Origin of the sequence: Arthrobacter sp. ISL-85 (assembly GCF_018613675.1) — a bacterium.
In the GTDB taxonomy this organism is placed as follows: domain Bacteria; phylum Actinomycetota; class Actinomycetes; order Actinomycetales; family Micrococcaceae; genus Arthrobacter.
On record NZ_JAGGPQ010000012.1, the window covers coordinates 80,293 to 101,628 of the forward strand.

Consider the following 21,336-nt stretch of genomic DNA (forward strand, 5'->3'; position numbering starts at 1 on the left):
TTAGTCTTTCCGCAGCCGTAGCCGCCTGCCCCGCCACTGGCCCCTTACCCCGGGCCCGCGGCGCTTCCGGCTGAGTGGTTACTGGAGGGTAAGGTAGGGGCAGCGTTCCGGATGTACTGAGCGCTTGCCTGCCACCACCCGCCTTGACGGAAAGCGCCACGTCAGTGACCGATGCACAGACAGCCGAGGCTCCGGACCAGCCAATATCCGGGACCGCTGCCTTCAGCCTCGTCTACGAGACATACGCATCACAGGTACTGGGCTATCTCGCGGCCCGGGGAGTCGAGGATCCGGAGGCCGCCATGCAGGAAGTGTTTCTTTCGGTGCTGCCGCGGCTCGATACCGTGCACGGCGGTGAGTCGGGGCTGCGGACCTTCATCTTCTCCGTTGCGCACGCGCGCATGGTGGACGACCGCCGCCGCCAAAGCCGGTCTCCGGTCAAGCTGTCCTTCGAGCCCGGGCTTGACCAGCGCGAAGACAGCTCGGCGGAGGAAGAAGCCCTGCAGCGCATCTCGACCGGGGAGGTCCTGAACCTGCTGGACGGGCTGCCCCGCGACCAGCGGGAGGTACTGTCGCTGCGGCTGGTGGGAGGCCTCACGGTGGAACAGACGGCGGAGGCAATGGACAAGAGTGCCGGCTCGGTGAAGCAACTTCAGCGGCGCGCCTTGCTGAAACTCCGGGACCTTGCCGCCGTGAAGGAGTACCTCGCGCCATGACCTCCGCCTCCGATAACCTTGCAGGCCTCGTTGACGAGATGCTCCTGGATGCAGGCTGCGGGCAGGACACGGAACTTTGGGGCGCCCTGCTCTCGCTCGGCGCCCTGGCATCGCTGCCCGCACCGGCGCCCACCGGTGAGCTTGCCGCGCTCCTGGCAGCAGGCAGCCCGTCACCCGTGGAAGACCCCAGCCGGGCTGGACAACCTGGTGAACACGCGGCGGAGGTGGCTGCTGAAGACCCAACTGAACAGCTCGCTGGGCAGCCGGACGATGAACTGGGGCTCCGTCGGAGCCGCCGCCGGCACCGTCCCACCGCGCTGGGCCTGGTGCTGGTGGCAGGGATGGGGCTGGGTGTTGGCGGAGTAGCCGCCAGCTCCACCCCATCGGGAAGCAGTGCCGTGGAGCACCTGCTGGAGGATTGGGCGCCGGGGAGCAGTACCGGCGGCGAACCGTCCGCCGCCGGCTACGGCTACCGGGCACCGAAGGTGGCCTCCGACGGGGAAATTGCCGTCGCTGGTTCACCTGCTGCTTCCGGTGGAGCCGCCGATGCCGCAGACCTTGGCGCCCGCCTCCCCCGGGATCATGCAGGCACCGGCGCCCCAGGACGGGCACATACCGGGACCCCGCTGTGTGCCGGTCCGGTCAACCCCGGGGCCGGCACTGGGGTGTGCGCGGCTGCGGCCGCTGGGGCTGCTTCGCACGGCAACGGTGCCGGCAGCGGCACGGAGGACCCCGGAGCTGTGGCGGGGGGAACGGCGGCAGGGCCAGGGGCTTCAGGTTCGGCGAAGGCTGGGCTGCCCGCATCAGACACCCCGCCGGCAGCCACAGATGCAGCGGGCGCTGCACAGAAGGCGGCAGGCCCTGCAGCCAATGCAGCGCCGGCGCAGGGCCAAACCCGCTCCCCGGGGGCTGGGCAGGGAAATGTCCAAAAACCCGCATCTCCGGCGAAATAACGTTCAGACAGAAACAGCGGGTCCGTAGGACGGACCCGCTGTTGCTGACCAGGTTACCGTCAGGCCATGACCTGGCGCTTGGAGGAAATAACGCCGGTATCGAAACCGGCCAGGTGGAGTCCGCCGTGGAAGCGCGCGTGCTCGATCTTCACGCAGCGGTCCATCACCACGTTGAGCCCTGCGGCTTCCGCGCCTGCTGCCACTCCTTCGTGCCATGAGCCCAGTTGCAGCCACAGGGTCTTGGCGCCGGCGGCCACTGCCTCGTCAAGGACTCCGGGAAGGTCGTCGTGCTTGCGGAACACGTCAACAATGTCCGGGCTTTCCGGCAGGTCCGCCAGGGAGGCGTAGGTGGGCTGGCCCAGGATCTCCTTGACCACGGGGTTGACGAAGTACACCTTGTAGCGGGTGGAGGACAGCAGGTAGGTGGCCACAAAGTAGCTGGCCCGCGACGGCTTGTCCGATGCGCCAACAATGGCAATGGATTTCGCCTGCCGGAGCAGGGCCAGCCGCTCCGGTGCCGACGGGCCGGACCAGGTGCGTTCGGCGGTGCTCATGCGTTTGCTCCGATCGTGCAGGCTTCTGCGGGTTCTTCAAGGACGGTTGCGCCCGGGGCCGCCACCTTGGACGCCTCGGTGAGTGCCTGGTCCAGGTCCCACAGGATGTCCTCAATGTCCTCGAGGCCTACGGAGATGCGGACCAGGTCCTCCGGCACGCCGGCGGATTCCAGCTGGGCGGGGCTGAGCTGCTGGTGGGTGGTGGAGCCGGGGTGGATCACCAGGGTCCGGGAGTCACCCACGTTGGCAAGGTGCGAGGCCAGCTGCAGGGACTCGATGAACTTCTGACCCGCGGCCCGTCCGCCCTTGACTCCGAAGGAGAAGACCGATCCGGGACCCAGCGGCAGGTACTTCCGCGCCCGGTCGAAGTGCGGGTGTGAGGGCAGGCCGGAGTAGTTGACATAAGCCACCCGGTCATCGCGTTCCAGCCACTCGGCTACGGCCCGCGCGTTCTTCAGGTGCTCGTCGAGCCGCTGCGGCAGCGTCTCCACGCCCTGGAGCAGCTGGAACGCCGACTGCGGCGACAGGGCCGGGCCGATGTCGCGCAGCTGCTCGCTGCGGAGCTTGGTGAGGAAGCCGTACTCGCCGAAGTTGCCCCACCAGGAGACGTTGCCATAGGAAGCCACGGGCTCGGTCATGGTGGGGAACTTGCCGTTGCCCCAGTTGAACCTGCCGCTTTCCACCACCACCCCGCCCAGCGTGGTGCCGTGGCCGCCCAGGAACTTCGTGGCCGAGTGGATCACGATGTCGGCGCCGTGCTCGATGGGCCGCACGAGGTACGGCGTGCTCAAGGTGGCGTCCACCACCAGGGGGATCCCGGCGTCGTGCGCCACCTTTGCCAGCCCCGCAAGGTCCTGGACCTCCGACGACGGGTTGGCCACTACCTCCACGAAGATCGCCTTGGTGTTCTCCCGGACAGCCGCGGCATAGTCGGCGGGGTCCGTGCCGGGGACGAAGGTGGTGTCCACGCCGAACCGGCGCAGGGTCACGTCGAGCTGGGTCACGGTGCCGCCGTACAGCTGGGAGGCTGCCACGATGTGGTCGCCCGCCTGGGTCAGCGCGGCGAACGTGATGAATTCCGCTGCCATGCCCGACGACGTTGCGACCGCTCCGATGCCGCCCTCAAGGGACGCTATGCGCTCTTCGAAGGCCGCCACTGTGGGGTTGCCGATGCGGGAGTAAATGTTGCCGTACTTCTGCAGGGCGAACAGGTTGGCTGCATCGTTGGTGTCCTTGAAGACAAACGACGTGGTCTGGTAGATCGGAACGGCGCGGGCGCCGTGCTCGGCGTCCGGGGTGCCGCCGGCGTGCAGGGCGCGGGTGCGGAATCCGAAGGTGCGGTCAGCCATTACGCGTTCACCTCCACCTTTGCCGCCGGAGTCTGGGACAGGTCCAGTTCGGCGCCGTTCTTCCGTGCCAGGTCGGCCTCAAGTTCGCGGACGATCGGCAGGATGTCCCGGCCAAACGCGGCCACCTCCTCCTGGAAGTGCAGGTAGCAGGTGAGGAACAGGTTTACGCCGATCTTCTTGTACTCCACGATGCGCTCGGCGATCTGTTCCGGGGTGCCGATCAGCTGGGTCTTGAAACCGTCGTTGTACTGGATCAGGTCCTCGAAAGTGGAGTCGGCCCACATGCCCTTGCCGTCCTTGGTGGACGCGCCGGCTTCCTGCACCGCATCCCGGAACCCCTGGACGGCGGGCTTGTGCGCCTTCTCCACGATCTCGCGGAGGGTGTCCCTGGCTTCCTTTTCGGAGTCGCGGGCGATGACAAAACCGTTCAACCCGAACCGTGGGGCGGCCAGGTGGCCCTCGGTGCCACGGCGGGATGCACCGGCTGCGGCCACCACTCCGGCGATGTTCTCCTGGAAACCCTCGAGGTCCTTGCCGTTGGAGAAGTACCAGTCGGCCACGCGGCCTGCGGTAGCCTGGGCCGCCGTCGAGTTTCCGCCGAAGAAGATCTCGGGGTGCGCCCGGCCCGGCACGTCCACCGGTGCCGGCTGCAGGGTGAAGTCGGTGATGTTGTAGTACTTGCCGGATTGGCTGTATTCCTTCTCGGTCCACAATCCGCGCAGGACGTTGATGAATTCCTCGGTACGGACGTAGCGTTCGTCGTGCTCCAGCCACTCCAGGCCGAAGTTGGTGAACTCGCTCTTCAGCCAGCCGGAGACGATGTTCACGGCGGCGCGGCCGTTGGAGATGTGGTCTGCGGTGATGATGTACTTTGCCAGCACGCCCGGGTGCCACATGCCCGGGTGGACGGCGGCGATGACCTTGAGGCGTTCGGTTGCGGCGAGCAGGGCCAGGCTGAATGAGGTTGCCTCGTGCTGCTTGTCCGCCCCGTAGGATGCGGCGTAGCGGGTTTGGGTCAGGGCGTATTCGAAGCCCGATTCCTCGGCGATCCGCGCCAGCTTCTTGTTGTAGTCAAAGTCCCAGCCGGTGCGCTGTTCGATGGTGGACACCACCAGGCCGCCGGAGACATTGGGCACCCAATAGGCGAACTTGAGCGGTTCTGAGAGCCGTGCAACGTTGCTGATCTCGGTCATGGATTTTCCTTCCGTAGGGCCCGCTGGCGCAGGACTTCCTGGATGCCGGCGATGGCCGGTTCGTTCTGGAGTGAGGTGGTGTCGCCCAGGGTTGTTCCTTCGAACAGTTGGGTCAGCAGCCGGCGCATGATCTTGCCGCTGCGGGTCTTGGGGACATCAGGAACCACGACGATGTCGCGCGGCTTGGCGATGGGGCCGATTTCCTTGGCCACGTGGTGGCGGAGGTCCTCGGCAACTTCCGTCGAAACCCCGCCCTTGAGCACTACAAACGCGACGATGGCGTGCCCGGTCTTTGGGTCCGCCACCGGGCAGACGCCGGCTTCCACCACGTCCGGGTGCGAAACCAGGGCGGATTCAATTTCGATGGTGGACAGCAGGTGGCCGGAGACGTTCAGGGTGTCGTCCACCCGTCCCAGGATCCAGATGTCGCCGTCGGAATCGTACTTGGCGCCGTCGCCGGCCAGGAACCAGCCCTGCTTCGCGTACTTGCTCCAGTAGGAATCGAAGTAGCGACGCGGGTTTCCCCAGACCGTGCGCGCGATGGCGGGCCCGGGGGAGTCAACCACGATGAATCCCTGGACGCCAGGCGCCACTGTTGTGCCGGCGTCGTCCACGATCCTGGTGCTGACCCCGGGCAGGGGCCGCGCGGCGCAGCCCGGCTTGAAGCTGGTGTCCGTCGGGGCGGGGGACAGGATGGTCGCTCCGGTCTCGGACTGCCACCACGTATCCACCACCGGTGCGGTCCCGGCGCCCACGTTCTCCCGCAGCCAGCGCCACGCTTCCGGATTGACGGCTTCGCCCACCGTGCCCAGCAGGCGGATGGAGGACAGATCGTAGGTGTCCGGTACCCCGTCCGGGAACCAGCCCATGAGGGACCTGACCAGCGTGGGCGCGGTGTAGTACTGCGTCACGCCGTAGCGTTCGATGATTTCGAAGTGGCGGCCCGGATGCGGGGTGTTCGGCGTGCCTTCGAAGATCACCTGGGTCACGCCGTTGGAGAGCGGGCCGTAGATCTCGTAGGTGTGCGCGGTGACCCAGGCGAGGTCGGCGGTGCACCAGTGCACGTCCTGGTCCCGGAGCGCGGGATCAGGGTTGCTGAACAGGTGCTCGAAGCTCCACGATGCCTGCGTCAGGTAGCCGCCGGAGGTGTGCACCAGGCCCCTGGGCTTGCCGGTGGTGCCGGAGGTGTACATGATGAACAGCGGTGTCTCGGCGTCGAACGCCTCCGGCTCGTGGGCGTCAGAGGCGTTCCCGACGACGTCGTGCCACCACACGTCCCTGCCTTCCGTCATGGGGACGGCGGCCAGGTCGTTGGCCGGGGTGGTGCGGTTGACCACCAGGAGATGTTCGATGGCATTGTCTCCGGCGACGGCTGCGTCAGCGTTTTCCTTCACGGGAACCGCCGCGCCGCGCCGGAACTGGCCGTCGGTGGTGACCAGGAGCTTGGCACCGGTGTCCTCCACCCGGAACTTCAGCGCTTCCGCGGAGAAACCACCGAACACCAGGGAGTGGATGGCGCCGATGCGTGCCACCGCGAGCGTGATGACGATGGTCTCGGGGATCACCGGGAGGTAGATGACCACGCGGTCGCCCTTGGTGATGCCGAGGGCCAGGAGCGCATTGGCGGCCTTGGATACGTCCCGCTTCAGTTCGCTGTACGTGATGGACCTGCGGTCGCCCGGCTCGCCTTCGAAATGAAGAGCCACCTTGGTGCCACGGCCTGCCGCGACGTGCCGGTCGACGCAGTTGGCAGCCACGTTAAGCTTTCCGCCTTCAAACCAAGTGATCTCCGGGCCGCGGTCTGCTTCAATGTCTGCCGGATTCCAGCGGTGCGCCGTATGCCAGGGGGTGTCCCAGTCCAGGCGCATCGCCTGCTGCTCCCAGAAGGCAACGTTGTCCGGGTGCACCCCCGCGTTGAGGTCCAAAGTTTCGGTGGTACTCAAGCCCATCGTTTCACCGCCCATTTTTCGGCCAGGCCCAGCAGGGCGTCGGTAATCTTTCCAATGACCGCCAGCATGACGATGGCCAGGAGCAGCCGGTCCGTGCGGCCGTTGTTCTGTGAGTCGATCAAGAGGAAGCCCAGCCCCATGGAGGAGGCGATCAGCTCGGCGGCCACCAGGAACAGCCAGGCCTGGGCAAGGGCCAGGCGGAGCCCCGAGAACACTGCGGGGACCACCGCGGGAAGCTGCACGGTGGTCAGCAGCCGTATCCCCTTCAGTCCGAACGCGCGGGCGGCTTCCACCAGGTTCCGGTCAACGTGGCGCAGTGCCAGGGACACCGTGGTGAACACCGGGAAGAACGCGCCGATGATGATGAGGGTGACTTTGGAGTCCTCGCCGATCTTCATCCACAGGATCAGCAGCGGCACCCAGGCCAGTGACGGCACCGCGCGCAGTGCGCCGATGGTGGGTGCCAGCAGGGCGTCGGCGAGCCTGGACAGCCCCACGGTTGCGCCCAGGACCAGGCCAAGGGCTGCTCCCACCAGGAACCCGATCAGGACCCGTTGGGTGGAGATGGCGATGTGGGTTCCCAGCTGGCCGCGTTCGACGAGCTCGCCGGCAGCGGCCAGCACCATGGCAGGCGGGGGCAGCTGGACCACGGTGAACATACCGCTGGAGGAGGCCACCTGCCATGCTGCCAGCAAGGCAGCCGGGATGATCAGGCCGAGGGGCAGACGCGCCCAGTTCCTGGAACGGACTCCGGCGGGAGACCATCCCGGTGCCGGAGCGGATGCCGTGGCGGCATCCGGCTGGGCGGCGTCTGCCGTGGTTGCGGTGGCGGCTGCAGCACGCCCGTCCGCAACACTGCTGCCGGTGATGGTGGGCTCTCCTGGATGGCTCATCAGGAGGCCTTGATGGCTGAGGGATCGGCCTTTTTCACCAGCGAGTCGTCGAGAAGGGAGCCCACGGCGTCGTCAATCTGCTTCTGCGTCTTGACGTCGCCGGTGTCCACGAAGGTGGGTCCGATCTTCTCCAGAACCTTGCGCTGCGCCTCACCAGGCGCCGGATTGACGCCCAGGTTGCTGCGCTCAAGTACCACGGTCTTGGCCACAGAAAGGTCCAGGCCGGCGGCGTCGGCCAGGATCTGCGCGGTCTGGTCCGGGTTCTGCGCTGCCCAGGCGCGGGCCTTTTCGTAGGCGTTCACCACGGCCTGGGCCAGTTCAGGCTTGTTTTTGAGGAACGATTCCGTGGCGTTCAGGAAGCCGTAGGTGTTGAAGTCCAGGTTGCGGTAGAAGAGCTTGGCGCCCTTCTGCTCCGCCCCTGCCATGATGGGGTCCAGCCCGGACCACGCCTGGACTGAGCCGTTTTCCAGCGCGGCGCGGCCTTCGGCGTGCTGCAGGTTCTGGACGGTTACGTCGCCGGGCTTCAAGCCCGCCTGCTCGAGCGCCTGCAGCAGGAAGAAGTAGGGGTCGGTGCCCTTGGTGGCGGCCACGGACTTGCCCTTGAGATCCGCCACGGAGGTGATGTCCGAGCCGGCAGGCGCCACGAGGGCCGCCCACTCGGGCTGGGAGAAGATGTCAATGGTTTTGATCTCCGAACCGTTGGCCCGGGCCAGCAGCGCGGCGGATCCGGCGGTGGAGCCCACGTCGATGGCGCCGGAGCGCAGGGCTTCATTGGCCTTGTTGGAGCCCGCGGACTGCACCCAGTTTACGGTGACGCCCTGGTCCTTGAGGCTGGCCTCCAGCCAGCCCTGCTTCTTGATGACCAGGCTCAGCGGGTTGTACGTGGCGAAGTCGATGTTGAGGGTCCCGCCCTTGCTGCTGCCGGCCGCCGCCGCGCCGCCGGAGGAGCCTTCCCCTGCGACGCAGCCGGTGAGTGCCAGGACCGCGGAAGCGGCAAGGGCTGCTGCGCCAAGGACTGAACGGCGGGTGATGGGCAATGCGTGCGGCATGGGTTTCCTTTGGAAGCGGGGGGTGGAACAGTGCGGAACAGAGTGGCTGGCCCGGTGCCGGCGAAGGACGTCCGACGGCGGCACGGGCCAACCGGGGCCGGCGGCGGTCCCGGTGGTGCGGTCGTTGGGGTGTCAGGGCGATTAATGCCCGACGACACCCAGAGTTTCCAGCAGCGAACTGCGCAGGTGGGCGAGTTCGGCCGATGCGCGCTCGCGCGGCCGGCGGCCGGGCACCTCGATGGTCCTGACGATGGTGGCGCCTTGGCCTTTGGCGTCAGGACCCAGGACGATGATGCGGTCTGCTAACTGGAGGGCTTCGTCCACATCATGGGTGACCAGCAGGACGGTGGTGGGCTCTGCGCGGTGGACGTCCAGGAGCAGGTCCTGCATCTTGATGCGGGTGAGGGCATCCAGGGCGCCGAACGGTTCATCGAGCAGCAGGACGCCGGGGTTCCGGGCCAGGGCCCTTGCCAGTGACGTTCGCTGTGCCATGCCGCCGGACACCTCGCGGGGACGGTGCTTGGCGAAATCCTGGAGCCCCACGAGTTCAAGGAGCCGCGCCACTTTGGCTTTTCCCTCCTTCGCGCTGGAGCCGGCAGGCAGCCCGATGGCGATGTTTGCCTGCAGCGTGTGCCAGGGAAGCAGCCGCGGTTCCTGGAAGGCGAAGGCGCACCGGGAATCGATGCCGTGCACTGGGCTGTCCTCGATAACCACGGCGCCGGCACTTGGGTAATCCAAGCCGGCTGCGGCTCGCAGGAGAGTGGATTTTCCGCAACCGGAGGGGCCCAGGATGGCCAGGACCTCGCCGGCCGCGACATCGAAGGTCACGTCCCGCAGGACCGTGTGTGCGGCTGAACCGCTGCCGAAGGTGCGGCGCAGGCCCTGGAACGACACCGGGAGGGCAGGTGCGTGGGCGGAGCCTGCCCCGGCGGGAAGGGGCGACAGAACTGCAGTCATAGGATCACTCCATCGGTCCTGGCAGTAGCACCCTACGGAGGCAGCCTTCCGGAGTGGTCAGTTCCGGTACCCGCGGCTGCGGTCCTTGCTATCACCGGGGCGTTGGGGAGCGTCCGGCGACCAGGGTTGCTGCGGCGTCATCGATCCAGGTCTCTCGGCCGCTCGGGATGGTCAAAGACCACTACAGCGCAATGAATCGGCGAGAGCAAACTATCGTGTCCGTCGCGTAATATTCGTTCATAGGGCTTTTCGTAGCGCTCACTTGTTCATTTGTTCGCCGCAGCACGAGTTCTGCAGGGCGCGTAGGCTGATCCCATGGGCCATACGAACGATCCTGCAGTCATTGAACGCCTCATGCGAACCAAGGGGCGCTGGGCCATCGTGGGCCTGACCACCAATGAGTGGCGCGCGGCCTACGAGGTATCGCTGTTTGTCCGCGACAGGCTCGGCATGGAAATCATCCCCGTCAACCTGCCCGGCGACCCGGTCCACGGCGAAACGGGGTACCGCACCCTCGGCGACATTCCGGCGGAAAAGCGGCCCATCGACGTCGTGGACTGCTTTGTGAACTCGCAGAAGGTGGGCAGCGTGGTGGATCAGGCCATAGCAGTGGGGGCGAAGGCTGTGTGGCTGCAGCTGGGCGTCATCGACGAGGCAGCGGCGGAACGCGCCAAGGCGGCTGGGCTCGATGTGGTGATGAACGCCTGCCCTGCCCAGCTCGCCTGGAAGTACCAGCTTTAGCTCTTCACCAGCTCCGGCGCTTCAGCAAATCGGGATAGTGCCGTTCGGTGACGTCCGGATGCGCGCGCATGCGGCCCTTGAGCATGTTCAGGCCGAAGGATGCCAGGAGCGGGTTGGCGGGATCGTCGGTGATGCCCCTGGCGGCCGCCTTCAGGTCAGGAGCCAGCGGGACGGGCTCGATGACTGCGTCCAGCCGGGGCGACCAGAAGAACGGTACCGAATAGCGGTCCACGCCGGGCGGCGGCGCCTGGACGCGGTGGATGGTGGCCGCAAGGTATCCCTCGGTGGCTACTTCCAGCATCTCGCCGAGGTTCACGACCAGCGCTCCCGGTAGGGGCTCCACGGGCAACCACTGGCTGGTGCCGGGCGGCAGCACTTCAAGGCCGCCCACGTCGTCCTGGAGCAGGAGGGTCACGAACCCGTAATCGGCGTGGGAACCGACGCCCTGGTCACCGGCCGCTTCCACCACCCCGCCCACGTAGTGCACCAGCTTGCCCATCCAGGCCGGAGTGTCCTGGAACGGTTCATCGAAGTAGTCCTCCGGCAGCTGCAGCGAAACTGCGATGGCCCGCAGCAGCTCCATCCCTACCTCGGACATGAGTTCCGCCCACTCCATGGCGGCGGCCTTGAGCCCGGGAAGCGCCTCGTCCGGCCATAGGTTGGGCCCCTGCAAGAGCCAGTAGGGCTGGTCTTCCGGATAGTCCTGGACCGGCTCCCGATCCGGGGAATAGTCAATCTGCTCCCGCGCGTCCGCCCGGCCCTGGGTCACCTCGGTGCCCATGCGGGTGTAGCCGCGGAAGTGCGGAGACAGACGGTTGTCCAGCTTCATCCGCTCCTCAAGCGGCAAGTTGAAGAAGCACCGGAGAAGGTCCAGCAGCTCTTCTGCCTGGCCCGGACGCCCGCCGTAACCGGTGATTTGGAAGAATCCAACATCGTGGGTGGCGTGCCGCAGCTGCTCGATGAACTCCGGGGTAAAGGACCCATAGGGCTGCCGTGCGGAACTGAGGTCCAGAACAGGTATTGCTCCCTGGTCGCGTGACATCCTCGCAGACTAGCACCGTGCAGGCCCGCTTTATAGGCTTCCTTCATGGACCCAAACGCGCTGCGGAAGATATGCCTTTCGTTTCCTGGAGCCTATGAGGATTTTCCCTTCGGGCCGGAGACCTCGGTTTTCAAGGTCCGGGCCCATATCGCCGGGGGTGCCCGGCACGAGGCCAAGCTGTTTGCCTTGTCATCCATGGACGAGCACGACTTCTATGTGAACCTGAAGTGCGAGCCGGCCCTTGCGGTGCAGCTGCGGGTGGTCCATCCGGCGATTACCGGGGCATGGCACATGAACAAAACCCATTGGAACGGTGTCCGCCTTGACGGCTCCCTTCCGGACGGGATGATCCGGGACATGGTGGAGGATTCATACGACCTTGTGGTGTCAGGCTTGAGCCGGAAGCAGCAGGAACAACTGGGGTGGGCACGCCTCGGGAAGGCAGGCAGCAATGACTGACGGGGCAGCGGTCAGGCTCGACTACCCGGGAGTGGGCAGCACGGAACAAGGCACCTCGCCCAAGGGGTATGACCGTGTTTTGGAGGAGGCACGCCTGGGCACCGGGCTGGACGTTTACCGGCGCGTGGCGGACGGCATCCTGGCCTGGGAGCTGCAGCGGCGGGCAGGGCTTCGCGTCCGGGCCGATTCGCCAACCGCGGTCCCCGGCGCACGCGTGGTGAGCGGATTCGGCGTCGGGCCCTTCCGCTTGCCGGCTCCCTGCCAGGTGGTGTGGGTGCGTGAGCCGGCGCCGGACGGGGTTCCCCAATCCGCCGGATTTGGCTACGGGACGTTGCCCGGCCATCCTGCCCGTGGGGAGGAATCCTTCGAAGTGGAGATCAACAGCCAGGGGGAGGTGTGGCTGCGGATCAGGGCGTTCAGCAGGCCGGCCAACTGGTTCTACGCCGCCGGCGGCCTGGTGACCCGCGCGGCGCAGCGCTACGTTACTTCCCGGTACATTGAAGGGGCACGCAGTCTCGCCGCGGAAGGAAAATCCCAGTGATCTTTATCGTCGTCAAGTTCAAGGTCAAGCCCGATTGGTCCGAGCGCTGGCCGGACCTCGTGGCGGATTTCACCGAGGCCACCCGAAAGGAACCGGGCAACCTCTGGTTCGACTGGTCCCGCAGCCTGGACGACCCCAACGAATACGTCCTCGTTGAGGCCTTCAAGGATGACGCCGCGGGGGACCACGTCAACAGCGCCCACTTCAAGAAGGCCATGGCAGATATGCCGCAGGCCCTCGCCGAAACTCCGAGAATCATCAGCCGCCAGCTCGACGGCGAAGGCTGGGACCTGATGGGTGAGCTCACCATCGAGTAAGGAAGGTCCTGGCCAATGTGGATCGGCTGGATCGAGTTCGACATCCTCCTTGGCGACGTACACAGCCTCAAGGAGAAACGCTCCGTCGTCAGGCCCCTCCTGGCAGAGCTCAAGCGGCGCTTTGAGGTTTCGGTGGCCGAGGTGGGGGACCACAGCCAATATCGGCGCACCCGGCTTGGCGTTGGCTTGGTGGCAGCGGACCGGCCCCACCTCGTGGAGGTGCTCGCCGCCGTCGAACGCTTTGTGGCTGGCCGCCCTGAGATTGAACTCCTCAGTGCCCGCCAGCGCGAGCTGCACAGCGAGGACTAACCCCACCCCCGTCATCGACTGCTGAGTACTTGTCGTTTTCACGTGCGAAAACGACAAGTACGGAGCAATCGATGAGGGGTGTGGATAACTTCTGCGGACGGGGGACGCAGTCTGCTCTCATGGGTAAATGAAAACCGCACGTCCGCTTCCGAAGGAACTCCGCGGGCTCCCCTTCACCCTTGTTGACGCGTCAGTCGCCGAGGTATCGCCTCGCCGCTGGCGGCACGGTTCATTGGAACGCCTCGGCAGGGGCATCCGCAGGGAAGCTACGATGGCGGCCCTCCCCTTAAGCGTTCGGGTCCGGCCTTTTATTGAGGTCAATGAGCGATGCGCCGCATCGCACCTGACCGCGGTGGAACTTTTTGCGCTGCCGCAGCGGCGGCAAAACGAAGCCTTGGAGGCCTACCACCTCATCCGGCCGGAAGGCGCAGCGTATCTTGCACGTCCGTACGTCATCGTCCACCGGATGAGGCTCTTCGAGGACGAGGTGATGATGATGAACGGACTTCCGGTCACCACCCCCGAGCGCACCTGGCTGGATATGGCCGAGTTCCTGTCCCTGGATGAAGTTGTGGCCATGGGGGACAGCTGCGTCCGTGTGCCCCGGCAGGAATTTGAGGGCAGGGACGTGCCCCTGTGCAGTATTGCAGACCTTCAGCGGATGATTGACCGGCACAAGGGGAAACGCGGGCTCCGGAGGGCGAAGGAGGCCCTCGAACTGGTCCGGGTGGGCTCGGATTCGCCCCAGGAAACGTTGCTTCGCCTAGCCATAATCCGTTCGGGACTGCCGGAACCCGAGCTGAATGTCCCGATCATCACGGATGACGGTATTAGGCAGCACCAGCCGGACCTGTCCTACCGGAAGTACCGGATCGGCATCGAATACGAGGGCGAACACCATGGTGACGACCAGCAAATTGTCCGGGACATCGCGCGATCGGAACGGTACGCTGCCCTGGGCTGGACCGAAGTCCGGATCTCCAAGCGGCACATGGTCAACGACGCCAAGCCGGCGGCGGCCAAAGTCCTCGTTGCCTTGGCACGGGCCGGCTGGCGACGGAACGGTTAAAAACGACTGCTGCGTACTTGTCGTTCTGGCGGTTCAAAACGACAAGTACGCAGCAGCCGATGGATGGGCGCGAAAATCAGCCGAAGTACTTCGGCAGCGTCCCTTCGTGGGCTTCCCGGAGGGCGTCCAGGGACAGGCCCTCCACGCCGTTGATTTCCAGGGCGCCGCTGGCCGCATCCACCACACCGATGCGGGTGTGCGCGAAGCCGCGGGCGGTGCACATGTCCGTGAAGCGGACTTCCTCGGAACGCGGGACGCCCACGACGGCGCGGCCCTGGGACTCGGAGAAGAGCGCCGTGAACAGGTCTACGCCGTCCCGGTCCATGATGTCCTGCAGTGCGATCCGGGCACCCACGCCGTAGCGCAGCGAGGACTCCACCAAGGCCGCCGCAAGCCCGCCTTCGGAGAGGTCGTGCGCGGAGTCGATCATGCCGTCGCGCGAGGCGTTGATCAGGATCTCGCCCAGGGCGCGTTCTGCCTCGAGGTCAACCTTCGGCGGCTGCCCGCCCAGGTGGCCGCGCATGTTGGCCCACTCGGAGCCGTCCAGCTCGGCGCCGGTGGTGCCCAGCATGTAGATGGCCTGGCCGTCCTCACGCCAGCCCGACGGCGTGCGCCGCGCGACGTCGTCGAGCTTGCCCAGGACCGCCACCACGGGGGAGGGGTGGATGGGCGTGCTGCCCGTCTGGTTGTACAGCGAGACGTTGCCGCCGGTGACCGGGATGCCCAGCACCATGCAGGCGTCGGACAGGCCGCGGATAGCCTCAGCCAGCTGCCACATGACATCCGGATCCTCGGGGGAGCCGAAGTTCAGGCAGTCACTGACGGCCATGGGGATGGCACCCGCTGTAGCCACGTTGCGGTAGGCCTCGGCCAGCGCCAGCTGCGCGCCGTGGTACGGGTCGAGGTAGGTGTAGCGGCCATTGGCGTCGGTGGCCAGTGCCACGCCCAGGCCGGTCTCCTCGTCCACACGGACCACGCCGGCGTCATCGGGGAACGCCATGGAGGTGTTGCCGCCCACGTAGCGGTCGTACTGGTTGGTGATCCAGGACTTGGAGCACATGTTCGGCGAGGCCACGAGCTCGGTCACGGCCTTGGCCAACTCAGCGGGAGCGGCGGGGCGGCCTGCATCCTGCACGGAACCGGTGAAGGTGTCGGCCTGGACGGCGTCCTGCCACTCGGGACGGGCAAACGGGCGGTCGTAGACCGGGCCGTCGTGCGCCACGGTGCGGGGATCGACGTCGACAATCACCTCGCCTTCCCAAGTGATGATCAGGCGGCCGGTGTCCGTCACCTCGCCCAGCCAGGAGTACTCCACGGCCCACTTGTCCATGACGGCCTGGAACGCTTCCACGTTCTCCGGGGTGACCACGGCCATCATGCGTTCCTGCGACTCGGACATGAGGATCTCGCCCGGGGTCAGCGTGGGGTCGCGCAGCAGGACGGAAGTCAGCTCAACCTGCATGCCGCCGTCGCCGTTGGACGCGAGCTCAGAGGTGGCACAGGAGATGCCTGCAGCGCCAAGGTCCTGGATGCCTTCCACCAGGGAGCCCTTGAACAGCTCCAGGCAGCACTCGATGAGGACCTTCTCCGCGAAGGGATCGCCCACCTGCACCGCGGGGCGCTTGGAGGGCTTGGTGTCGTCGAAGGACTCGGAAGCCAGCACCGAAGCGCCGCCGATGCCGTCACCGCCGGTGCGCGCACCGAACAGGACCACCTTGTTGCCCTTGCCCGATGCGTTGGCCAGGCGGATGTCCTCATGTCGCATGACGCCGACAGCGAGGGCGTTGACCAGCGGGTTGCCCTGGTAGACGGAGTCGAACACCATCTCGCCGCCGATGTTGGGCAGGCCCAGGGAGTTGCCGTAGCCGCCGATTCCCGCCACTGCGCCGTGCATGACGCGCGCGGTGTCCGGGTGGTCGACGGCGCCGAAGCGCAGCGGATCCATCACGGCTACAGGGCGGGCGCCCATGGAGATAATGTCGCGGACAATGCCGCCGATGCCCGTCGCGGCACCCTGGTAGGGCTCCACGAACGACGGCGAGTTGTGCGACTCGATCTTGAAGGTCACGGCCCAGCCGTCCCCCAGGTTGGTCACGCCGGCGTTTTCGCCGATGCCCACCAGCATGTCCTTCTTCATTTCCTCGGTGACCTTCTGGCCGAACTGGCGCAGGTGGTTCTTGGAGGACTTGTAGGAGCAGTGCTCGCTCCACATGACGGAGTACATGGCCAGCTCGGCGCCGGTGGGGCGGCGGCCCAGGACCTTGAGGATCTCGTCGAACTCGTTCCGCTTCAGGCCAAGCTCGGCCCAAGGCAGCTCGGTGTCCGGAGTCTTCGCGGCGTTCTCGACGGTGTCGATGTTGAACTTCTTGGTGGTTTCGGTGGTCACTTGTCGCCTCCCACAATCTTGTTCAGTACGGAGGTGAAGAAGCCGAGTCCGTCGGTGTCCGAACCGCCGATCCCGTCCAGCGATTCGGGGCCGAAGCCCTGCTCAACGGCGTGCTCGGGGTGCGGCATGAGGCCCACCACGTTGCCGGCCGCGTTGGAAATTCCGGCAATATCGCGGCGGGAACCGTTCGGGTTGAAGCCCACGTAGCGGAACACCACGCGGCCCTCGGCCTCAAGGGCGTCCAGGGTCTTCTCGTCGGCGATGTACTGGCCGTCCTGGTTCTTCAGCGGGATGGTGATCTCCTGGCCCGCTTCATAGTCCAGCGTCCAGGCGGTGTTGCTGTTCTCGACGCGCAGCACCTGGTCGCGGCACAGGAATTTCAGGTGGTCGTTCTTGATCATCGAACCGGGCAGCAGGTGCGACTCGGTGAGGATCTGGAAGCCGTTGCAGATGCCCAGGACGGGCAGCTTGGCGTCACTGTTGGCGGCATCGATGATCCTGGACATCAGCGGTGCGAAGCGGGCGATGGCACCGGCACGAAGGTAGTCGCCGTAGGAGAAGCCGCCGGGAATAACGACGGCGTCCACGTCACCGAGCTCGGTGTCGCCGTGCCAGAGTTCGACGGCGGTGGCACCGGACAGGCGCACGGCGCGGGCGGCGTCCCGGTCATCAAGGGTGCCGGGGAAGGTCACGACGCCGATCCGGGCGCCGGCGAGGCGCGGCTCCGCCGCAACGGCGATAGCCTCGCCAATCAGGGGAAGTTCAGTCATCTCAGGCCTCGACGACCTCGACGTTGACGACGTCTTCGATCACGGGGTTGGACAGGAGGGTTTCGGCAGCGTCGCGGGCCTGGGCCAGGATCTCCTCCGTCACCTCGCCGTCGACCGTCAATTCGAAGCGCTTGCCCTGGCGGACAGAGCTGAAGCTGGTGAAGCCCAGCCGGGGGAGAGCGCCGACGATCGCCTTCCCCTGCGGGTCCAGAATCTCGGGCTTGGGCATGACGTCAACAACGATCCGGGGCATCCGGCAACTCCTGTGCGTGAGCTTGGGTAAGGGCGCAGCGGAGTGGTGCCGTCTCACGCCGTACCGGGTGTCCGGGGACAAGGGGTCCCTTGCGTTGGTTCACCATGAGGTGGGGCGCTCCGCGAGCTTGCTTCACCATTCTACCGGCCCGGGCGCATCGCTTTGCATCCCGGGGGTCCATGGAGCGGAGGGGGGCAAAACCTAGGGCCTGCGGGTAGTTTTGCGGGTGTGGTTCTGGAGTTGCCGGTAGGCCTTCACTAGGATTGCTGGATGGCAGAGAATTCGAAGTCCGTGCTGTTGCCGGTGGTTGCTGCTGCCGTGTTCGCCGGCTTGGGCCGGATGGTGTTCCAGAAGGTGAAGGCGGACCGGTTGGCCCGCGAGACCCGGGTGGCCGGCCCGGTGGATGAAAAGACCAGGCAATGGATCAGTGATGTGGTGCGCACGCCCCGGCAGTAGCGCGCACAACCATACCGCTCGTTGCAGGGCGTCCTTCGGGGCGCCCTTTTTTGTACCTTTATTCTTTCGGACCCCCCCGTATGACAAGCGGAATTTTCCAAATGTGCTCTATGTCATATCGCGCTCTCAGTCTGTACTGTGTGAACAATCTGGTCTCAGCAAATTACAAAACCTGTAATTTCCGCTGCAACCAGTGGTTCGGGGCGCCCACCAAGTCGGGGCGGCACATCGTGAAAGGGTTGCACGTGAAATCAACTGGACAGAGCCCCTCGCGGGCTGGGGGACTCCGGAAAGCGGCCGCGCTGGCCGTCGGGTTGCCCCTGATCCTGAGTTCGCTGGCAGTGGGTCCCGCTTCGGCAGCGCCTGACGTCCAGGGTGCGGGAAACGCCTCCTCCAGCGCAAAGGACAGTCAATTCAAGGACGGCCGGTACATTGTGGTACTTGCCGGCCCTGCCGCCGCGGCTTACGAGGGGGGAACTGCCGGGTTGGGTGCAACCAAACCGCAGCAGGGCCGGAAGCTGGACGCCGCCAGTCCCAACTACAAGGCCTACGACGCCCACCTGCGCACACAGCAGCGTGACGTCGCAGCTGCCCAGGGAGTCACCCCAGCCAGGCAGTACACTGCCGCCCTGAACGGGTTCACGGCGGAACTGACTGCGGCGCAGGCGGGAGCCCTGTCGAAGGACAGCCGGGTCCTGGCGGTGGCACCGGACGTCGAGAACAAGCCCGACTACACCACCACCGACTTCCTCAAGCTCACCGGGCCTGACGGCGCCTGGGCCAAGCAGTTCGGTGGAGAGGCAAACGCCGGCAAAGGCGTAGTGGTAGGCGTCATCGATTCCGGCTACGCACCGGACAACCCCTTCCTCCAGGGGGAACCGCTGAAGCCGCTGCAGGGCAACCCCCAGGTCGGCGTCCCCTACCGCACCGGTGACGGCAAGATCGCCATGCTCAAGGCGGACGGCACCACTTTCGAGGGCGAATGTCAAAAGGGCCAGGGGACCGGAGCAGCCTTTGACGGATCGCTCTGCAACTCCAAGGTGATTGGCGCGCGCTATTTCGCGGATTCCTTCCTCCAGTACGTGGCACCGGGAAACCGGGCCCCGGAAGAGCAGATCTCCCCGGTGGACGTGGGCAGCCATGGCACCCACACCGCCACCACGGCCGCCGGCAACGCCAATATCGAACAGGTGATCGACGGAGCCAGCTTCGGAAAGGGCTCCGGCGTGGCCCCCGCCGCCAAGGTCTCCGTCTACAAAGTCTGCTGGGAGGACACCAGCCCGGACACCGGTGGCTGCTACTCCTCCGCTTCGGTTGAGGCGGTGGACGCAGCCATCAAGGACGGCGTCGACGTCCTGAACTACTCCATTTCGGGCAACAACGACAGCACTACCGATCCTGTGGCGCTGGCATTCCTGAACGCTGCAGCCGCCGGCATCTTTGTCTCGGCCTCGGCAGGAAACTCCGGCCCCACGGCCTCCACCGTGAACCACGCTTCTCCGTGGCTGACCACGGTGGCTGCGGCAACCTTTCCCAGCGAGCTGGTGGGAACGGTCAAGGTATCTGACGGATCGTTGTACCGCGGCGCGTCCATTATGAAGTCTGAAGTCGTGGACAAGCCGGTCGTCGTGGCTGCTGCTGCCGCCGCCCCTGGGGCGGCAAACCCCAACCTCTGCGGCCCGGGAACCCTCGACGCCACCAGAGTTGCGGGCAAGGTAGTAGTCTGCGACCGCGGAGTAGTGGACCGGACCGCCAAGAGCAAGGAAGTCCTGGACAAGGGCGGCGTGGGCATGATCCTGGTGAACCTCACCAGCAGCTCCGAGGATGCCGACAACCACGTCGTTCCCACGGTCCACGTCAACGCTCCCAAGAGCCTGGAACTGAAGTCCAAGCTGGAAGGCAACGCAGCGCTGACTGTAAGCCTGGTCAAGGGTGATTTGACCGGCCTGCCCCCGGCACCGGCACCCCAAATTGCCGGCTTCTCTTCCCGCGGGCCTACCCTCGCATCCGGCGGTGACCTGCTCAAGCCGGACATCTCCGCCCCGGGCGTCAACGTCCTGGCCGGCGTCTCCACCATCGGCAATCACGGCGCCCAGTTCGGATTCATGTCCGGCACGTCCATGGCCGCACCGCACATCTCCGGCTTCGGGGCGCTGGTGCTGGGCAAGCAGCCCAAGTGGACCCCCGCCATGGTGAAGTCCGCCATGATGACCACCGCCTACCCTCTGGTCAACGCTGACGGCACCCCCAACACGGACCCGTTCCAGGGCGGTGCCGGGCACATCGATGCCACCCGTGTCCTCGACCCGGGACTGGTTTACGACTCAGGGATGCAGGACTGGCTCGGTTTCCTGAACGGCCAGGGAGTGGACACCGGAGCGCCACAGGCAGGCACCATTGCTGCCCGCGACCTCAACCTGCCCTCCATTGCCCTGGGCAGCCTGGTGGGGGAAGTCCAGGTGAAGCGCAAGCTGACCGCCTTGGTTCCAGGCATGTACCGTCCCGAGGTGAACATGCCGGGCTTCAACGTCAATGTTGAACCCAAGGCCCTGAACTTCGCCAAGGCCGGCCAGACCCGTGAAGTGACCGTGACCATTCGGAACGTCAGCGCACCCGTCGGTAAGTTCACCACCGGCAGCCTCACCTGGAAGGGCCCCCGGACGGTGACGTCACCGATCGCCATCCGCCCGGTGGATGCCCAGATCGCCCCGGCGTTCTCCTTCAGCTCGGCCACCGGCACCGGCAGCGGGACCATGGGCCTCGTGTCCGGCTCGGACAGCCCCATCGCTGTCGGGGTGGAGGGCCTGGCGCCGGTGAGCCAAACCGCGGTTACCAAGACGCCGGGCGCGTACGCCGCTACCAATGACGCGCACAACGCCCTGCTGCAGGTGAAAGTGCCGGCGGGCGCCTCGTCGGCCCGGCTGGGCGTCCAGGCGCAGTCGAACGACGTCGACTGGGACATGGTGGTCTACGCACCAAACGGTTCGGGCGGCCTGACGGCGACCCAGGTGGCGACCGCGTCTGCCAGTGAGTTCCTGGACATCGAGTCGCCGCGGGCGGGGACCTACTACGTAGTGGCCAACCTGTACGCCACACCGGACAACGGGCCGGCCACGGCTTCCGTCCAGGCCGTGACGTTCGCAGGTGACGCGGGCAACCTGACGGTGACCCCGAACCCCATCGTTGCGCCGAACGGAACGGCCACCTCGGCCGCCCTGAACTGGACAGGCCTTTCTGATGGGTCCTACTTGTCCAGGCTGAGCCTTGGCAGCAACGGCATCAAGACCTGGGTGAACGTCCAGGTGGGAGCGGGTTCGGCCCCTGCCCCGGCCGGCGCTCCGCAGCTTGGATTGGCCCAGGCGGTACCCGGCACCTGAAGC

21 protein-coding genes are annotated in these 21,336 nt (G+C 66.2%); 10 read left to right on the plus strand and 11 right to left on the minus strand.

Features of this window, described 5'->3' with window-relative positions; all coding sequences use genetic code 11:
• The first annotated feature begins 164 nt into the window (after positions 1 to 164).
• Both J7I84_RS10000 and J7I84_RS10005 read left to right on the plus strand, forming a co-directional pair.
• Positions 165 to 716, plus strand: a complete 552-nt coding sequence (locus J7I84_RS10000; RefSeq protein ID WP_214944040.1) for an RNA polymerase sigma factor — start codon at positions 165 to 167, stop codon at positions 714 to 716.
• Complete coding sequence (locus J7I84_RS10005; protein ID WP_214944043.1) at positions 713 to 1,669, plus strand: hypothetical protein; 957 nt, start codon at positions 713 to 715, stop codon at positions 1,667 to 1,669. The genes J7I84_RS10000 and J7I84_RS10005 overlap by 4 nt, the downstream gene beginning before the upstream one ends.
• Positions 1,670 to 1,728: 59 nt before the next feature.
• Here the strand turns inward: J7I84_RS10005 and J7I84_RS10010 are convergent, their stop codons facing one another.
• The 7 genes from J7I84_RS10010 to J7I84_RS10040 form a co-directional block, all read right to left on the minus strand.
• Positions 1,729 to 2,223 carry a CoA-binding protein gene (locus J7I84_RS10010; RefSeq protein ID WP_214944045.1) on the minus strand — a complete coding sequence of 165 codons (495 nt, stop codon included), beginning with the start codon at positions 2,221 to 2,223 and terminating at the stop codon, positions 1,729 to 1,731.
• Positions 2,220 to 3,572 (minus strand): O-acetylhomoserine aminocarboxypropyltransferase/cysteine synthase family protein, encoded by a 1,353-nt coding sequence (locus tag J7I84_RS10015; protein ID WP_214944047.1) that lies wholly within the window; start codon positions 3,570 to 3,572, stop codon positions 2,220 to 2,222. The genes J7I84_RS10010 and J7I84_RS10015 overlap by 4 nt, the downstream gene beginning before the upstream one ends.
• Entirely contained in the window at positions 3,572 to 4,765 is a 1,194-nt protein-coding gene (gene sfnG / locus J7I84_RS10020) for a dimethylsulfone monooxygenase SfnG (protein ID WP_214944049.1), read from the minus strand. The genes J7I84_RS10015 and sfnG overlap by 1 nt, the downstream gene beginning before the upstream one ends.
• Entirely contained in the window at positions 4,762 to 6,714 is a 1,953-nt protein-coding gene (gene acs, locus J7I84_RS10025) for an acetate--CoA ligase (protein WP_214944050.1), read from the minus strand. Before acs ends, sfnG begins: the two co-directional genes overlap by 4 nt.
• Positions 6,705 to 7,607: an ABC transporter permease gene (locus J7I84_RS10030; RefSeq protein ID WP_214944052.1), complete on the minus strand. Its 903-nt coding sequence runs from the start codon at positions 7,605 to 7,607 to the stop codon at positions 6,705 to 6,707. Before J7I84_RS10030 ends, acs begins: the two co-directional genes overlap by 10 nt.
• Positions 7,607 to 8,656 carry an aliphatic sulfonate ABC transporter substrate-binding protein gene (locus tag J7I84_RS10035; protein ID WP_214944053.1) on the minus strand — a complete coding sequence of 350 codons (1,050 nt, stop codon included), beginning with the start codon at positions 8,654 to 8,656 and terminating at the stop codon, positions 7,607 to 7,609. Before J7I84_RS10035 ends, J7I84_RS10030 begins: the two co-directional genes overlap by 1 nt.
• Positions 8,657 to 8,797: 141 nt before the next feature.
• Positions 8,798 to 9,613 (minus strand): ABC transporter ATP-binding protein, encoded by an 816-nt coding sequence (locus J7I84_RS10040; protein ID WP_214944071.1) that lies wholly within the window; start codon positions 9,611 to 9,613, stop codon positions 8,798 to 8,800.
• Positions 9,614 to 9,928: 315 nt separating this feature from the next.
• Here J7I84_RS10040 and J7I84_RS10045 point away from each other — a divergent pair, with 315 nt between their 5' ends.
• Positions 9,929 to 10,354, plus strand: coding sequence for a CoA-binding protein (locus J7I84_RS10045; protein WP_214944073.1), 426 nt, complete (start codon positions 9,929 to 9,931; stop codon positions 10,352 to 10,354).
• 4 nt (positions 10,355 to 10,358) lie between these two features.
• Here J7I84_RS10045 and J7I84_RS10050 read toward each other — a convergent pair whose 3' ends face one another.
• Positions 10,359 to 11,396 carry an isopenicillin N synthase family oxygenase gene (locus J7I84_RS10050; protein WP_214944075.1) on the minus strand — a complete coding sequence of 346 codons (1,038 nt, stop codon included), beginning with the start codon at positions 11,394 to 11,396 and terminating at the stop codon, positions 10,359 to 10,361.
• Between the two features lie 45 nt (positions 11,397 to 11,441).
• Here J7I84_RS10050 and J7I84_RS10055 point away from each other — a divergent pair, with 45 nt between their 5' ends.
• From J7I84_RS10055 to J7I84_RS10075, 5 genes are all read left to right on the plus strand, one after another.
• Positions 11,442 to 11,855 (plus strand): MmcQ/YjbR family DNA-binding protein, encoded by a 414-nt coding sequence (locus J7I84_RS10055; protein WP_214944077.1) that lies wholly within the window; start codon positions 11,442 to 11,444, stop codon positions 11,853 to 11,855.
• Positions 11,848 to 12,396, plus strand: coding sequence for a DUF1990 family protein (locus J7I84_RS10060; RefSeq protein ID WP_214944079.1), 549 nt, complete (start codon positions 11,848 to 11,850; stop codon positions 12,394 to 12,396). The genes J7I84_RS10055 and J7I84_RS10060 overlap by 8 nt, the downstream gene beginning before the upstream one ends.
• Positions 12,393 to 12,713, plus strand: a complete 321-nt coding sequence (locus tag J7I84_RS10065; RefSeq protein WP_214944081.1) for a putative quinol monooxygenase — start codon at positions 12,393 to 12,395, stop codon at positions 12,711 to 12,713. Before J7I84_RS10060 ends, J7I84_RS10065 begins: the two co-directional genes overlap by 4 nt.
• 15 nt (positions 12,714 to 12,728) lie before the next feature.
• Positions 12,729 to 13,022, plus strand: coding sequence for a DUF503 domain-containing protein (locus J7I84_RS10070; protein ID WP_214944083.1), 294 nt, complete (start codon positions 12,729 to 12,731; stop codon positions 13,020 to 13,022).
• Between the two features lie 127 nt (positions 13,023 to 13,149).
• Entirely contained in the window at positions 13,150 to 14,091 is a 942-nt protein-coding gene (locus tag J7I84_RS10075; protein WP_251046431.1) for a hypothetical protein, read from the plus strand.
• A 76-nt stretch (positions 14,092 to 14,167) separates the two neighbouring features.
• Here the strand turns inward: J7I84_RS10075 and purL are convergent, their stop codons facing one another.
• The 3 genes from purL to purS are packed head-to-tail and all read right to left on the minus strand — an operon-like array spanning position 14,168 to position 17,500.
• Positions 14,168 to 16,477 (minus strand): phosphoribosylformylglycinamidine synthase subunit PurL, encoded by a 2,310-nt coding sequence (purL, locus tag J7I84_RS10080; protein WP_214944085.1) that lies wholly within the window; start codon positions 16,475 to 16,477, stop codon positions 14,168 to 14,170.
• Positions 16,474 to 17,247: a phosphoribosylformylglycinamidine synthase subunit PurQ gene (gene purQ, locus J7I84_RS10085; protein ID WP_214944087.1), complete on the minus strand. Its 774-nt coding sequence runs from the start codon at positions 17,245 to 17,247 to the stop codon at positions 16,474 to 16,476. The genes purL and purQ overlap by 4 nt, the downstream gene beginning before the upstream one ends.
• A 1-nt stretch (position 17,248) precedes the next feature.
• The gene (purS, locus tag J7I84_RS10090; protein ID WP_015935902.1) at positions 17,249 to 17,500 is read right to left on the minus strand and encodes a phosphoribosylformylglycinamidine synthase subunit PurS; all 252 of its coding nucleotides are present in this window, start codon (positions 17,498 to 17,500) and stop codon (positions 17,249 to 17,251) included.
• Positions 17,501 to 17,770: 270 nt separating this feature from the next.
• On the opposite strand from purS, the gene J7I84_RS10095 reads away from it, so the two are divergent.
• Both J7I84_RS10095 and J7I84_RS10100 read left to right on the plus strand, forming a co-directional pair.
• The gene (locus tag J7I84_RS10095) at positions 17,771 to 17,956 is read left to right on the plus strand and encodes a hypothetical protein (RefSeq protein ID WP_159633506.1); all 186 of its coding nucleotides are present in this window, start codon (positions 17,771 to 17,773) and stop codon (positions 17,954 to 17,956) included.
• Between the two features lie 245 nt (positions 17,957 to 18,201).
• Positions 18,202 to 21,333: a S8 family serine peptidase gene (locus tag J7I84_RS10100; RefSeq protein ID WP_214944089.1), complete on the plus strand. Its 3,132-nt coding sequence runs from the start codon at positions 18,202 to 18,204 to the stop codon at positions 21,331 to 21,333.
• Positions 21,334 to 21,336: the final 3 nt, after the last annotated feature.